The following is a 15,073-nucleotide window of genomic DNA, read 5'->3' as shown; positions in this document are numbered from 1 at the left end:
CAATTGAGTGTTAAGAGAGTGCGAAATAAGAAGGTTGAGTTATCGACGATTTTCTAAAAGAATTTTAACAGCGAGTCCGGCCAATACAGTTCCCATCAGCCAACGTTGTATATTTGCCCAAAGAGGTTTTTGTTGTAGAAAAAGAGCAATGCTACCCGCAGAAAGTACAATAAGCGCATTTACTGAAACGCTGACAAAAATTTGAATTGTACCGAGTTGAATTGATTGCCACAAAATACTGCCTTGTTGTGGGTGAATAAATTGTGGCAGTAAAGATAAATACATAATCGCAATTTTAGGATTCAGCAAGTTGGTCGCGAAACCCATTAAAAAGAGTTTAGCTGGCGAATCTACTGATAAATCTTTTACATTAAAAATTGGAGCGGCATTTGGACGTAGTGCTTTCCATGCAAGCCAGAGTAGGTAAATTGCACCAGCAATACGAATAGTGTCATAAGCATAAGGAACAGCAACAATTAATGCGGTAATACCAAAAGATGCGCAAAGCATATAAAAGATAAAGCCTACAGCTACGCCGCCTAAAGAGATAAATCCAGCAGTTTTCCCTTGGCAAATTGAGCGGGAAATAAGGTAAATCATATTGGGACCAGGAGTGAGTACCATCGCCAAACAAATTAGTCCAAATGCTAAAATTTGAGAAAGCTCCAGCATGCCAAAACACTCCAATATTATTATGCTGTTAGATATAACATAATTATTTTTATAAGTCCTATATTCAAGCACAAGGCTATTTTAAAATACTAAAAATAGCGAAGATATAATCCATTCTAGGAATGTGATTTATAAGCTTTAAGTTTTTAAAAACTTATATTCACAATATAAAAAAAGAGCCTGCTTAATTTAAGAAGGCTCTTTTTTAGGGTCTTTTTAGGAAAGTAAAACTAATTAGTTTCCTTTGCTCATTTGTTCAAGCACGTCCCAACGTTCCAATTTTTCAAGCAGTAATTCTTCAATTTCTGCTAGGCGTTGGCTTGCTTGGGTCGCAGCATCTGCATCTTTAACAAACCATGAACCATCTGCAAGTTTCTCAGAAAGTTCTGCTTGTTCCTTTTCTAAGTTTTCAATTTCAGCGGGTAATTGTTCAAGTTCACGCTGATCTTTATAACTCAGTTTGACCTTTTTAACGGTACTTTGGGCAGCAGCTTTTTCCGCTTCAGCTTTTGCCTGAGCTTTTTTAACATCAGATTTTTGATCGACTACTTTGTCATCTGGACGTTGTTGCAAATAGTCTTGGTAGCCACCGATGTATTCTGCAATATTACCTTTGCCATCAAATACCCACGTAGATGTTACTACGTTATCCATAAATGCACGGTCATGGCTAATGAGGAGCAAGGTCCCTTTGTAATCAGATAACATTTCTTCAAGTAGCTCTAGAGTCACCATATCCAAGTCATTGGTTGGCTCATCCATTACAATTAGATTCGATGGTTTAAGCAGCAATTTAGCCAGTAAGATTCGATTTCGTTCACCACCAGAAAGCGCTTTTACCGGAGTACGGGCACGTTCAGGTGAAAATAAGAAGTCTTGTAAATAGCTGTAGATGTGACGACGGTTACCATTTACATCAACGAAGTCAGAACCTTCTGAAACGTTTGCCATGACTGTTTTTTCAAGGTCTAAGGCATTACGTAACTGGTCAAAATAGGCAACTTCTAACTGTGTACCTGTTTTAACTGAACCGCCATGTTCGAGTTCACCTAAAATGGCTTTAATTAATGTAGTTTTACCAACGCCATTATCACCTACCAAGCCAATACGATCACCACGCATAACAAGAGTAGAGAAATCTTTGATCAGTAAATTGTCATCGTAAGCGACGCTTAAATGTTCGATATCAAATACTAATTTACCTGAACGATTTGCGTCTTGAGTTGCCATACTCACTTTGCCTTGTTGTGAGCGGCGTGCTTTCGATTCTTCACGTAAAGCTTTTAAAGCACGAACACGGCCTTCATTACGGGTACGACGTGCTTTAATACCTTGGCGAATCCAAGCTTCTTCTTCAGCTAACTTTTTATCAAATAAAGCATTCTGTTTTTCTTCTGCTTCCATTTGCTGAGCTTTGAGCTCTAAATAGCGAGAATAATTACCTTCATAACCTCGTAAAATACCGCGGTCGAGTTCCACAATTCGAGTTGCAATGCTATCTACAAAAGAACGGTCATGCGAAATAAATAGAAGCGTTAAATTATTTTGATCGAGTAAAAACTTCTCTAACCATTCAATACTTTCAACATCTAAATGGTTCGTTGGTTCGTCTAGAAGTAATACGTCTGGTTGTGTTAAAAGAGCACGTGCGAGTAAGACACGGCGTTTACGACCACCTGACAGGTCTGCTAAGTCTGCATTTGGATCAAGCCCCATTTTGCTTAAAAGAGCATTTACCTTATTTTCTAGTGCCCAACCATCTAGCTGGTCTAGCTTATGCTGAAGGTTACCCATACGGTCACAGGCTTCCATATCTCCTAACATACAAGCGTCGGTCGCTTCATGATAAGCTCTGAGTACTTCAGAAGCTTCTCCTGCGCCATCTGCCACAATGTCAGCTACTTTGCCAGAATCCATTGGAACGTCTTGGGCTAACATTGAAACAGTTAGACCATTTTGAATGGAAACTTCACCAGAATCTGGTAATAGGCTTCCCTCGATCAGTTTAAGTAAAGTAGACTTACCTTCACCATTACGCCCAATTAAACAGACTCGTTCGCCACGTTCTAGATTAAAGTTCGCGCCATCGAGTAGGGCAGGTCCGCCAAAAGCAAGTTGGACATCCCTTAGGGTAATATAGGCCATAATGTTTTCCAGAATCTCAAATGAGGATTTAAATGACTAAACCACCATATCATGATGATCAAGCGTCATTGTCCGCACCCATTGAAGATTTGCAAGTACGAATTACATTTTTGGATGATTTAGTTGAAGAATTAAATCAACAACTCGCTATTCAGACTCAAGAAATAGCTGATTTAAAAAAACAAATGCAATTTCTTTATCAACGTATGGAATCATCGGATTTATCAGAAGGTATTGCCGCTTTTGACCCATTAACCAATAAACCTCCTCACTATTAATAAAATGGCAAGTTCAATACTTGCCATTTTATTAGGAGATATCTTCAATTTTTACTTAAAAACCATGTAATACGATTTTTCCTTTTGTTGTACCACTTTCAATTTGTTGGTGAGCCAGTTTTAGGTTTTGGGCATTAATTGGACTTATAACCTCGGTTACGGTCGTCTTAATTTTTCCTTCGTTAACCAGCTTGCTGACTTCATTTAATATTTCATTTTGTTTTTCCATATCTTCTGTCTGGAACATTGAGCGTGTAAACATAAATTCCCAATGCACCGATACAGACTTCGATTTAAAAGGCTTAATATCTAACTGTGCAGGATCATCAATTAAGCCAAAATGACCTTGCGGCGCAATTAACTCTACGATATCTGATAAATGTTGATTTGTTTGAGTTGTCGAGAAAACATATAAAGGTGCATTTAAACCTAATTGCTTTATTTGTGGTGCTAAAGGCTGGCTATGATCTAACACATAGTCAGCACCGAGTTGCTTAACCCATTCTTTAGTTTCTGCTCGTGAAGCTGTCGTAATAATTGTTAGCTTAGTCAACTGTTTAAGAAGTTGAATTGTGATTGAGCCTACACCACCAGCTCCGCCAATCACTAATATTGATGTATTTTCTGCGGCAACTTTGGGTACTTGTAACCGATCAAATAGCATTTCCCATGCTGTGATAGCAGTTAAAGGAAGAGCAGCAGCTTCAGTTGCTTCTAAAGTTTTTGGTTTATGCCCCACAATGCGTTCATCAACCAACTGTAATTCACTGTTACTGCCTTGGCGATTGAGTGCACCTGCATACCAGACTGTATCTCCGACTTTAAATTGTGAGACTTGATCTCCAATTGATTCAACGATGCCTACTGCATCCCAACCAAGAGTCTTCCACTGATTATTCTCGGGGCTTACGCTATTACGAATTTTTGTATCTACCGGATTAACTGAAATTGCCTGAACACGAACAAGTAAATCATGGCCTTCTGCAACAGGAGTGTCGAGTTCAATATCAACGAGTGCTTCTGGTGACGTAATGGGACCTGCTTTTTGATATGCCACAGCTTTCATAATCATAACTCCTCTTGTTGGGAGTTTGATCATAACGTAAGCTTAAATTTAGTGACTACAGACAAATAACGCTCATAGTGTCAAAAAGGATACTGTAAAATGGCAAAAGTACGACATTCAAGTTTTGATTGCTCTCCGGGTTGTTCAGTTGAAGCAGCTATTAGTTTGATTGACGGAAAGTGGAAGTGCGTCATTCTTTGGCATTTATTTAATGAAGGCACCTTACGGTTTAATGAAATTCGAAAGCGTGTTCCGAGCATTACCCAAAGAATGCTGACAAATCAGTTACGTGAGTTAGAGCAAGACGGAATTATTCATCGGGAAGTTTACCCTCAGGTTCCGCCTAAAGTGGAGTATTGCCTGACCGAATTAGGGCAAAGTCTTGAGCAGATTTTATTTGCTTTAAAACTGTGGGGAGATACCCATCTTGACCGATTTGGAAAGTTGACACTTGTTAATGATGGTCAGAACTCTTAAATATATTTGAGCTACAACGTGGCAATTTGCACCGTGAAATACTGATATTTTGGGTCTTGCGATCTTATCGGGCATTATTTTTCTGATGTAACTTGCGTTTTCTGGTCAGCTTATGCAACTCTAATAAAAGAGATTAATAGGTTTTGCTATGGACAATATGGGAATTTGGGTTACCGTTATCATTGTTCTTTTCGTACTGGGCTCCATTTTTGGTTTAAGAGTGAGCCCTCGTGAAAAGGCACTTGGTATTATGCGTGATAAAGCCCGAAAAATAGGGTTACATCCACGTGTAATTGTTGCACCTGAATGGACACATGTTCCAATGGCTACTGAAAAACGTGCCAGCATGGTTGCTTATTATAGTGTATTGATTCCTGATGCCCGTTTATCCTTAATGCGTGCTCGTGTTATAGACGGCAAGTTAAAAGTGGTTCAGGGCGATGAGAAATTTAATGATTCTCCCATTGCATTAAAAGGGATTTATGCTATTGATATGCAGGCAAACTGTGTAGGGCTTTATTGGGATGAGGAATCAGACCTGAGAGCAACACAATTAGATGAGATGAAGGCTTATCTGTTGACCTTGGCTAAAGCCTGATTTTTAAATTTATTGGTATAGGAATAACATTTTATATGGCGAATACCTCGCGCTCTGCATCTCAAAGCACAGCATCTACTGCACCTGCTGCACCTAAACGTGCCTTAGTGATTGTGGAGTCGCCTGCCAAAGCGAAAACCATCAATAAATATTTGGGTTCGCAATTCATTGTAAAGTCTTCTGTAGGTCACGTACGTGACTTGCCAACAGGTGGCAGTAAATCAACAGAGAAAAAGCCGGCTGCCCGGACTAAACTCACCGAAGCCGAAAAAGAGCAAAAAGCTAGTCAGGCTTTAGTTAATCGTATGGGCGTTGATCCTGAACATGGTTGGGAAGCTCACTACGAAGTTCTGCCTGGTAAAGAAAATGTTGTAGCTGAACTCAAAAAACTCGCCAAAGATGCCGATGCAATCTATCTCGCAACGGACTTGGATAGAGAAGGGGAAGCTATTGCTTGGCACTTAAGAGAAGTGATTGGTGGTGATGACAGCCGTTATCATCGCGTGGTATTTAACGAAATTACCAAAAATGCCATTCAAGAAGCATTTAAACAGCCAACACGTCTAGATTTAAATCGTGTGAATGCTCAGCAAGCACGCCGTTTCTTAGACCGTGTCGTGGGCTTTATGGTTTCGCCATTACTTTGGGAAAAAATTGCCCGTGGTTTATCAGCTGGACGTGTGCAGTCAGTAGCAGTAAAACTGGTTGTAGAGCGTGAGCGAGAAATTCGTGCCTTTATTCCAGAAGAATATTGGCAAGTTTTTGCAGATACTCAGTCCAAAAAAGATGACATTCGTCTTGAAGCATTTAGACAGGCTGGTAAAACCCTTAAACTGAAAAATAAAGCTGAAACTGATGCTTTATTAGATGTTTTAAAAGGTGCTGAATATAAAGTTGCACAGCGTGAAGATAAGCCAACTAAGGTCAATCCAAGTGCACCTTACATTACTTCAACTTTGCAACAGGCTGCGAGTACACGTTTAGGCTTTTCTGTGAAGAAAACCATGATGTTGGCTCAGCGTTTATATGAAGCTGGTTTTATTACCTATATGCGTACTGACTCAACTTTCTTGAGTGATGATGCAGTAAGCATGGTACGTGCGCATATTGAAAGCCAATATGGTGAAAAATATTTACCGGCAAAGCCAAACCGCTACGGTAACAAAGCGGGTGCTCAAGAAGCCCATGAAGCGATTCGTCCGTCAAATGTTGCACTTACAGGTGATCAGCTTGCAGGTGTAGAGCGTGATGCTCAACGTCTATATGATTTGATCTGGCGTCAGTTTGTTGCGTGTCAAATGACACCAGCAGAATATTTATCTTCTACTTTGATTGTTGAAGCAGCGAATGTTGAGTTAAAGGCAAAAGGCCGTACGCTTGTATTTGAAGGCTTCACTAAAGTACGTGGCGCGAATAAGTCCGATGACGACATTATTTTACCTGCTATTAAAGTAGGCGAAATCTTAAAGTTAGAAAAGTTAGATCCAAGTCAACACTTTACTAAACCACCTGCACGTTTTACTGAAGCATCTTTAGTTAAAGAGCTTGAAAAACGTAGTATTGGTCGTCCTTCGACTTATGCCGCGATTATTTCTACCATTCAGGAACGTGGTTACGTTAAGTTAGAAAACCGTCGTCTTTTCGCCGAAAAAATGGGTGAAATTGTGACGGATCGTCTGGATGAAAGTTTTAATAACCTGATGAATTATGCCTTTACGGCAGACCTCGAAGGTCAGCTTGATAAGGTCGCAACGGGTGAACGTAACTGGAAAGAGTTACTAGACACTTTCTATGGTGATTTTAAGAAACGCCTAACCAATGCTCAGGGTGAGCAGGGAATGCGCCGTAACCAACCGGTTGAAGTACCAGCCGTACATTGTCCTGAATGTTCACGTCCAATGCAGATTCGTACCGGTACAACGGGTGTGTTCTTAGGGTGTTCTGGCTATAACTTGCCACCTAAAGAACGTTGTAAAGGTACATTAAACTTAACACCTGTTGAGTCTTTAGCTGCGCTATCTGATGATGATGGTGCTGAAACCGCGGACTTAATGTCTAAGCATCGCTGTGAGAAATGTGGCACTGCCATGGACAGCTATGTGATTGATGGTGGTCGTAAACTGCACGTATGTGGTAATAACCCTGACTGCGATGGTTTTGAGCTTGAAGAAGGTGAGTTCAAGATCAAGGGTTATGATGGCCCAACGATTCCATGTGATAAATGTGATGGTGAGATGCAGCTTAAGACTGGTCGTTTTGGCCCGTATTTCGCTTGCACCAGTTGTGACAATACTCGTAAAGTCTTGAAGAGTGGTCAACCTGCACCTCCACGTGTAGAACCTATCAAGATGGAACATTTACGTTCAGCGAAACATGATGACTTCTTTGTATTGCGTGACGGTGCAGCTGGCTTATTCTTGGCAGCGAGTAAATTCCCGAAAATTCGTGAAACACGTGCACCAAAAGTTGCAGAGTTACGTAGTGTGGCAGCTCAGCTTGATCCAAAATATCAATTTATTTTACAAGCACCAGATGTAGATCCTGAAGGTAATCCAACAATTGTGAAATTCAGTCGTAAGAATCAATCACAATATGTAGGTTCAGAAACCCCTGAAGGTAAACAAACGAAATGGAGCCTAGTTTACCAAGATGGTAAATGGGTTGAGGGCTAATCAAGTCCAATATAAAAAATGCTAGCTCAGCTAGCATTTTTTATTTCTAAAACAATAAAAGAAAATTTTAATTTTATGGGGAATAAGAATGTGGAAAAACATTCGGGTTTTATGCTTATTAATTATTTTATTGATTGTTGCTGTTCAAGCATGGCGAGATAAAAATCAAGATTGGAATCAACCAGTTGTAGTCGTTTTACATCCTATTAATGCAGATGGTTTAGAGACAACACAGGCCTATATTCATCAGTTGAAAAACGAAGATTTTTGGGCAATTAGCAGCTATTTAGGTGAGTGGTCACAGCATTATCGTGGGCAATCAGGAAACTTTATAATTCGCTTGGGACAGCCATTACAGCAACGACCATCTGAGGTTCCTCAAAATGCTAATATTTTGCATGTTATGTGGTGGAGCTTAAAATTTCGTTTCTATGCATGGCGACAAAAACAACCCGAAGACAGTGGCGCATCACTCAAACTTTATTTAAATTATTATGATCCCAACTATCAAAAAGTCTTGATCCATTCGACTGCTTTAGAAAAAGGTCGCATTGGTAGTGTGAATTTATTTGCGACTAAAACACAAGCTTCACAAAATCAGGTCGTGATTGTTCATGAGCTATTACATGGCTTTGGGGCACAAGACAAATATGATTTAAAAACAGGACAACCTATTTACCCTTTAGGTTTTGCTCAACCTGAAAAAGTGCCTCTATATCCACAAACTGATGCCGAAATTATGGGTGGTCGAACGCCTTTATCTGAGCAGAGTAGTAAAATGCCGAATGGCTTACATGAAACAACAATAGGTTTACCTACAGCCCAAGAAATTGGCTGGGTGAAATAAAATTGTGGATAAATACTGCTTTATCCACATCAATTGTTAAAAAACGATGCAGATTTTATACAGACAAAAAATGTGAAGTGCATCACTATTATTAGGTAGATGAAATTCTAATACCTGATAATAAGAGTAGCCATGATGAAAACTGTAGGTAATGATTTAGTACGTAATCAGTTACATGCTGACCGTAAATGGTATTTGATATTGGGCTTTGTGCTTATTGGTTTTGGCCTGATTTTATTTAGTTCATTGCCATTTGCGACCTTTTCTGTCGTTTTTTTATTTGGAATACTTATGATGGTCGGCGGTGTTTTACATCTCGTCGCGGCTATGAGTGTTTTTAAAGGCGCAAGCCGATGGTTGTGGGCGCTCTTTGGTGTGCTTTATTTAATGGCTGGTTATTATGCATTTTCTACTCCAGTCACTACAGCAGTAGTGCTGACAAGCCTATTATCTATAGCGCTGATCATTGCTGGCGCTATACGTACTATAAATGCAATTTTACTTAAGCCAATTACTGGATGGGGCTGGACCCTTTTTTCAGGGTTATTGACGCTCGCTACAGGTATTTTAATTTTAGTTTCTAAAGATTCACCTTTTTTGGTATTAGGAATGTTCCTTGCTATTGATATTTTATTTCAGGGAATTAACTTTCTAGGTTTAGCTTCAGCCATCAAACATCTTCCATCTAGTTCAAAAACAGTATCTTAAAAATAAGATTTAACCAAAGAGCACTTTAGGTGCTCTTTTTTGTTTTTAGGATGGGCAGACCCATCTGTTGCCTCGGTCTGTTAAACTATGTCTTGATGTTTTAGCGATATGTTTTATGAGTCTTGCAAAATTAATTAATGAACTAAATGCTCAGCAAAAAAAAGCAGCCACTACGTCTGCGCAAAACTGTTTAGTTTTGGCGGGTGCTGGTTGCGGCAAGACTAAAACCATTGTTGCTCGTGCAGCCTATTTAATTGATCAAGGTTTACCAGCGAACCAAATCCAGATTTTAACGTTTACTCGGCGTGCTGCGAGTGAAATTGTTGCGAGAGTAGAACAACATGTGGGGGTACAGGCAAAGGGTCTGCGAGCTTCAACTTTTCATACTTTTTGTATGTATTTACTGCGCCGTAACCCACAAGCTTTTGGTTTAAATCAATTTAGTATTATTGATCGTGATGATCAGTTGCTTATGTTTCGCTTATTAAGAGGCAAAGATAAAGATAACGTCTTGCCTAAAGCCGCAGAGCTGTGTGATTTATATTCTTATGCGAGAAATACTCAAACAAAGCTTTCTGAAGCATTAATCAAGCAGCTTCCAGATGCATATGAGCATAAGACTCAAATTGCAGATTTAATGAAAACCTATGAGCAACGTAAAAGAGAACGTAATTTTTTAGATTACGACGATATTTTATCGATTGTGGCTGTCCATTTACAAAATTCAGAAGCATTAACGAATTGGGTAGCAGGTTTTTGTCAGGCATTGCTAGTTGATGAAATGCAAGATACCAATCCTTTGCAGTGGGCTTTATTACAACCCTTGATTGGCAAAGTGAAGCTGTTTTGTGTTGGCGATGATGCCCAGTCGATTTATGGTTTCCGCGGTGCAGATTTTGAAAATATCCATTCTTTTAAAGAGAGGATACCTGACGCAGTTATTCATACACTGGATTTAAATTATCGTTCAACTCAAGAAATCTTAGATTTATCAAACTGGTTGTTGGCGCATAGCCCAATTGATTATCAAAAACAGCTACAAGCACATCGTGGGCAAGGGCAAAAGCCTCAGCTACACCTATTTGGTAATGAGTATGAAGAAGCAAACTGGATTGCACAGGACTTAATAACGCGACATCAGCAAGGTGCAAGCTGGCACGACCATATGGTTTTGGTACGTTCAGGCTATAGTGCACGATATCTGGAAGGGGCTTTCATTGCTGCTGAATTACCTTACCGTTTTATTGGCGGGGTAAAACTTCTTGAGTCTGCTCATGTGAAAGATGTGCTTAGCCTGCTACGAATTGTGAGCAATCCTCACGATGATTTGGCGTGGATGCGTTTCTTAACTTTATGGGATGGTATTGGTGATGTTGGTGCCAGTAAGCTCGCCCAAGATCTGATGGGAGTTACTGATGTTGAGGAGCGCTGCAACCGTCTAGAACGTCATGGCAAAGTTCCTTTACAAGCGATTCTAATTTTAAAACAGCTAGATGTATTACAGCAGCATGTTGAAGCAAGTATTGGCTTGGCACTCGATGCTTTAGGTGAACAGCTAGAGCAAAATTATAAAACTAAAGATTGGTCACGCCGGTTAAAAGACTTTGATTTGGTCAAGCAACTTGCGCGTAAACACGTATCTTTAGGTGAATTCCTCGAAGAATATGTTCTTGAACCTATTTCAGTGTCTGAAATTGAGAAAGCCGCTGATCAAGATTTAGTGACTTTAATTACGATTCATTCCGCTAAAGGTGCCGAACAGAAAGTCTGCTATGTACCTCATGTATCGCCAAATCAATATCCTTATGCAAGGGCACAGGGCGATTTTGATGATGTCGAAGAAGAGCGCCGTGTATTGTATGTTGCATTAACACGTGCTGAAAATGAATTAATTTTGACCAAGCAAAACCTCAATACATGGTCAGAAGATAATTATGATGAACAAGGTCGTAAAATCGAAAGTTATTTCCTAAATGACCTGCCTGCACATTTGGTTCAGGCAAAGATCCATAGGCAAGTACCTCAGCCATTTGCTAAAAAGCAATGGAACCGTTCACCTGCAGTAAATTTAGGTTTTGGTATCGATCTGGATTAAACTACTGTATAAGACACTGTGATTACTTAAATGTATTGGCTGCTCCCTTTAATTGCCAATTAAGGTTAGAAAATGAAGATATTAGTTCGTAATTTAGATCGTGCTGTGAGTGAAACTGAAATTTTAGAGTTATTCAAAGCATTTGGTAAAGTTGAAACGTGTGTTCTTGTTACTGATAAAGACACAGGTAAATCAAAAGGTTTTGGTTTTGTTGAAATGCCTAACCCACGTGAAGCAATTAAGGCAATTAAAGGCTTAAACCTGCTTAAAGTTAAAGGCAATGGAATTCGCGTTAAAGCAGCTGAAGAATAAGTCTTCAGTGTGAAAAGACAGTTTTTAGCTCTTTCGATTGTCGCGCCAAATGGTATTCGTATCGCTGAAGGTATCAAAACACTTGAAGTGCGTTCATGGGTACCTACAAAACTGCCAATCAAAGATCTATTAATTGTCGAGAACCAAAATTTTTTGGTTAAAGATACTGATGAAGAAGAGGGAGTTGCTGTCGCTTTAGTTGATGTCGACTCTATTCATGCTTGGCGAAATGATGAAATTAAGCCAGCATGTGCAACTGCTTGGGACGAAGGGTATTTTGCTTGGGTTTTAAGTAATGTTCGTCCTATAAAGCAGCCACTAAAAGTTTTAGCGAAACGTAAAATTTATCAAGTTGAGCTGGATTTACCATAAATAACGTTGATTTTATTAATGGAGTCGTTAAGCTAAAGAATAGCTGTTGCAATAGCGATTTTAGAACAGGAAAGTTTAGTTATGTCACGTGTTGCTCGTTATCATGCCGATCGTACCAATCAGAAGCTCTATTTTGCGCGCTTAGCGTGTCAACAGGCAGAACAGACCGATCATGTGCAGCAGATACAAGCTTACCGTGAAGCAGCTGTATTTCATTTACATGGTGCAATGTTAGCTTTCTTACAAGAACTCGTACGTTATTACCGTTTAAATGAATTGCAACCCACTTTAAAATCTATTGAAGAACATATGGCGGCAAAAGGACAAGTTTCTCCAGAGGTGTCCGTTTTGCAACAATTGGCGAAAGATGGTTTTGTTGCAGAGCTCAAACGAGCTTACCGTATGTGTCAATATGCACCAGAACCTAAAGAGCCGACCCCAGAAGAAGAAACTTCTTCTAATCTCATTATCAAAGTGACTCAAGGTCCTCAATCTTGGTTGCCAGATGTTAAGATTTTGCGTGAATGGCATCGCGAATTAAGCCATTTAATTGATGGTTTTCGTAATGAAATGGTCGAGTTCTAAAATTAAACTGCCCGAACGCTTGAAATTTAATCCGGGTGTGCCTATATAAATAAGACAAGAGATGCAAAGTGCAAGGGTGCTTTGCCACCATGTTGAAACATGGAGGAAATATATGTCTATACAGCAATTGAAAGAGTTATTTGGAAACCAAGAAGCCGTTTTGGAGTTAGTCCAACTCGAAGGTGGCGAACTCGCCTTGCGTAATGCAGGTTCTGAGAATGAACCCTTGGTTAAAATTCAATTTAGCGATGAAGTAAAAGCAATCTTGGGTGAGCAAACTCCAGTTGTTGCTCAGCATATGATTCAGGCTGCACTGTTTGGACTGCTCGAAAAGCAGGTAAATGAATGGCAGGCTGAGGTACTAGACGAACAGCCTAAATTCTTGAGTTAAAAAAAGCGTACTCTTGAGTACGCTTTTTTATACGGTTAATGAATAGTTGACTGATGGGCAAGCTCGATCTGATTTAATATATGATGGCTCATATTCTTTGCCATTTCCTCTTTGGCATAGAACACTTCACCAATATTTTCATCTCTGATTACTGCAGCTTCTTCTTTACTTTCTGCGCAAATTAACACCTGAATTTGAGGGTTTAATTGCTTAGCAATCGCCACAATACGATGAATATCTAAAATATCCATAGGTGAGATCACCAAGAGTCTTGCATGCATGATGTGTGCTTGAATTAAAACACCTGGTTCGGTTGCAACACCACTCACAGCAGCAATATTCGACTGACGCAGCTTTTCTACGATTTCACGATTCTCTTCAGCAATAACGACTTTAATATTTTCATTAATTAAATTTTCAGTGATACGTCGTCCCACACCGCCATAGCCAACAATGACAACCTGATCGCGTAAGTAAGCCTGATCAACTTCATCGGGTAACATGGCCAATGGGTCACCACTGCGTTCAAGAAGTCGAGCTAAGTGAGAGCGCTCACGAATCCAGCGTTGTACGGGCTCAATGGCAGAGAATATAAAAGAGTTCAGTGTTATTGAAAATAAAGCACCAGCTAAAATCAGATTTTGTGCTTCTAAAGTTAATAAACCTAATGAGACACCGAGAGTCGCTAAAATAAATGAGAATTCACCAATTTGGGCCAAACTCGCACCAACTGTAAGCGCTGTATTAAGCGGATAGCGAAAGAATAAAACCAAAGCCATTGCAGCAAGTGTTTTACCTACCATAATAATTGCGATAACGGCCAAAATATGAAGCGGGCGTTCAACAAGAATATGTGGATCAAACAACATGCCCACAGATACGAAAAACAGAATTGAGAAAATTTCACGTAGTGGAAGCGTTTCTTCTTCTGCACGGTGGCTAAAGTCAGATTCTTTAACAACCATCCCCGCAAAGAAAGCCCCTAATGCCATTGAGACCCCAAAAATGGCATAAGACCCGTAGGCAATTGAAACAGCAGCAGCAACTACAGTCAGCGTAAATAGCTCTCTTGAACCTAAACGAGCAACAAACTGCATAATAATAGGAACAACACGTTTACCTACAATCAGCATAAAGGCAATAAAGCCAATTACTTTTAATAACGTAAGCCCAAGGGTTAACCAGATATTACCATCTGCACCTTCTGGTGCTTTCCCGCCGAGTAAAACTGCTGTAGCTGGAAGGAGTACTAAAACAAGTACCATTACTAAATCTTCGACTAACAGCCAACCTACAGCAATTTTGCCGTTGACTGAATCTAGAAGACCTCGATCTCCTAAAGCTTTTAATAATACAACAGTACTCGCACACGACAGGCTTAAGCCAAAAACGAGTGCAGAACCAAAGCTCCATCCCCATAGCATGGATACGCCAACTCCTAATAGAGTGGCGACCGCAATTTGTAAAATTGCGCCTGGTACAGCAATACGTCGAACCAGCAGTAAGTCATTTAATGAAAAGTGCATCCCTACACCAAACATCAGGAACATGACCCCAAGTTCTGCAAGCTGGTTAGCAAGATGCATATCAGCTTCTATGCCGGGTGTATTGGGGCTAATAATAATTCCGGCAATTAAATAGCCGATAAGAGGAGGAAGTCGTAATCGGGCTGCAAGATAACCAAAAAAGAGGGCAACACCGAAACCAACAGCAAGTAAAACAATTAAATCTACGTCATGCGGCACTAAAAACTCCTTTTACGTGAGTTAGGCTAAAGACAAGCATAAAAAATGCCAAGGCGAAATATGTGGAAAGTTTAACAAAAAAAAGCTAGCTATAAAAAAAATGCAAAAAA

At 39.8% G+C, this 15,073-nt stretch carries 15 protein-coding genes; 11 read left to right on the top strand and 4 right to left on the bottom strand.

Annotated elements, in window-relative coordinates:
• Nucleotides 1-39: 39 nt before the first annotated feature.
• Nucleotides 40-672 (bottom strand): LysE family translocator, encoded by a 633-nt coding sequence (locus tag MMY79_RS17140; protein ID WP_004794830.1) that lies wholly within the window; start codon nucleotides 670-672, stop codon nucleotides 40-42.
• 234 nt (nucleotides 673-906) lie between these two features.
• Nucleotides 907-2,817, bottom strand: a complete 1,911-nt coding sequence (locus tag MMY79_RS17135) for an ATP-binding cassette domain-containing protein (protein ID WP_252610485.1) — start codon at nucleotides 2,815-2,817, stop codon at nucleotides 907-909.
• A gap of 32 nt (nucleotides 2,818-2,849) precedes the next feature.
• On the opposite strand from MMY79_RS17135, the gene MMY79_RS17130 reads away from it, so the two are divergent.
• Complete coding sequence (locus MMY79_RS17130; RefSeq protein ID WP_003654743.1) at nucleotides 2,850-3,095, top strand: SlyX family protein; 246 nt, start codon at nucleotides 2,850-2,852, stop codon at nucleotides 3,093-3,095.
• Nucleotides 3,096-3,150: 55 nt separating this feature from the next.
• Here MMY79_RS17130 and MMY79_RS17125 read toward each other — a convergent pair whose 3' ends face one another.
• The gene (locus MMY79_RS17125; protein ID WP_252610483.1) at nucleotides 3,151-4,161 is read right to left on the bottom strand and encodes a zinc-binding alcohol dehydrogenase family protein; all 1,011 of its coding nucleotides are present in this window, start codon (nucleotides 4,159-4,161) and stop codon (nucleotides 3,151-3,153) included.
• Nucleotides 4,162-4,260: 99 nt separating this feature from the next.
• Here MMY79_RS17125 and MMY79_RS17120 point away from each other — a divergent pair, with 99 nt between their 5' ends.
• From MMY79_RS17120 to MMY79_RS17075, 10 genes are all read left to right on the top strand, one after another.
• Nucleotides 4,261-4,638 carry a helix-turn-helix domain-containing protein gene (locus MMY79_RS17120; RefSeq protein ID WP_252610481.1) on the top strand — a complete coding sequence of 126 codons (378 nt, stop codon included), beginning with the start codon at nucleotides 4,261-4,263 and terminating at the stop codon, nucleotides 4,636-4,638.
• Between the two features lie 148 nt (nucleotides 4,639-4,786).
• A complete protein-coding gene (locus tag MMY79_RS17115) occupies nucleotides 4,787-5,236 on the top strand; it encodes a hypothetical protein (protein WP_004794821.1) in 450 nt (149 codons plus the stop codon).
• Between the two features lie 35 nt (nucleotides 5,237-5,271).
• Nucleotides 5,272-7,908, top strand: a complete 2,637-nt coding sequence (gene topA / locus MMY79_RS17110; protein WP_252610479.1) for a type I DNA topoisomerase — start codon at nucleotides 5,272-5,274, stop codon at nucleotides 7,906-7,908.
• A gap of 88 nt (nucleotides 7,909-7,996) precedes the next feature.
• Nucleotides 7,997-8,755 (top strand): hypothetical protein, encoded by a 759-nt coding sequence (locus MMY79_RS17105; protein ID WP_252610477.1) that lies wholly within the window; start codon nucleotides 7,997-7,999, stop codon nucleotides 8,753-8,755.
• 135 nt (nucleotides 8,756-8,890) lie between these two features.
• Nucleotides 8,891-9,463, top strand: a complete 573-nt coding sequence (locus MMY79_RS17100) for an HdeD family acid-resistance protein (RefSeq protein ID WP_252613559.1) — start codon at nucleotides 8,891-8,893, stop codon at nucleotides 9,461-9,463.
• Between the two features lie 115 nt (nucleotides 9,464-9,578).
• Nucleotides 9,579-11,558 carry an ATP-dependent helicase gene (locus tag MMY79_RS17095; protein ID WP_252610475.1) on the top strand — a complete coding sequence of 660 codons (1,980 nt, stop codon included), beginning with the start codon at nucleotides 9,579-9,581 and terminating at the stop codon, nucleotides 11,556-11,558.
• A gap of 72 nt (nucleotides 11,559-11,630) precedes the next feature.
• On the top strand, nucleotides 11,631-11,870 hold the full coding sequence (locus MMY79_RS17090; RefSeq protein ID WP_003654760.1) for an RNA-binding protein: 240 nt from the start codon (nucleotides 11,631-11,633) through the stop codon (nucleotides 11,868-11,870).
• A gap of 9 nt (nucleotides 11,871-11,879) precedes the next feature.
• A complete protein-coding gene (locus tag MMY79_RS17085) occupies nucleotides 11,880-12,242 on the top strand; it encodes an ASCH domain-containing protein (protein WP_252610473.1) in 363 nt (120 codons plus the stop codon).
• An 81-nt stretch (nucleotides 12,243-12,323) separates the two neighbouring features.
• The gene (locus MMY79_RS17080; protein ID WP_004794811.1) at nucleotides 12,324-12,827 is read left to right on the top strand and encodes a DUF6586 family protein; all 504 of its coding nucleotides are present in this window, start codon (nucleotides 12,324-12,326) and stop codon (nucleotides 12,825-12,827) included.
• Nucleotides 12,828-12,939: 112 nt separating this feature from the next.
• Entirely contained in the window at nucleotides 12,940-13,218 is a 279-nt protein-coding gene (locus MMY79_RS17075) for a hypothetical protein (protein WP_002114792.1), read from the top strand.
• Between the two features lie 35 nt (nucleotides 13,219-13,253).
• Here the strand turns inward: MMY79_RS17075 and MMY79_RS17070 are convergent, their stop codons facing one another.
• On the bottom strand, nucleotides 13,254-14,963 hold the full coding sequence (locus MMY79_RS17070) for a cation:proton antiporter (RefSeq protein ID WP_252610470.1): 1,710 nt from the start codon (nucleotides 14,961-14,963) through the stop codon (nucleotides 13,254-13,256).
• Between the last annotated feature and the right edge of the window lie 110 nt (nucleotides 14,964-15,073).

The sequence above is a fragment of the Acinetobacter sp. XS-4 genome, from assembly GCF_023920705.1.
Taxonomy (GTDB): Bacteria; Pseudomonadota; Gammaproteobacteria; order Pseudomonadales; family Moraxellaceae; genus Acinetobacter.
The sequence above is the reverse complement of the archived record's forward strand: the minus strand, read 5'-3'. Positions and strand labels throughout refer to the sequence as shown.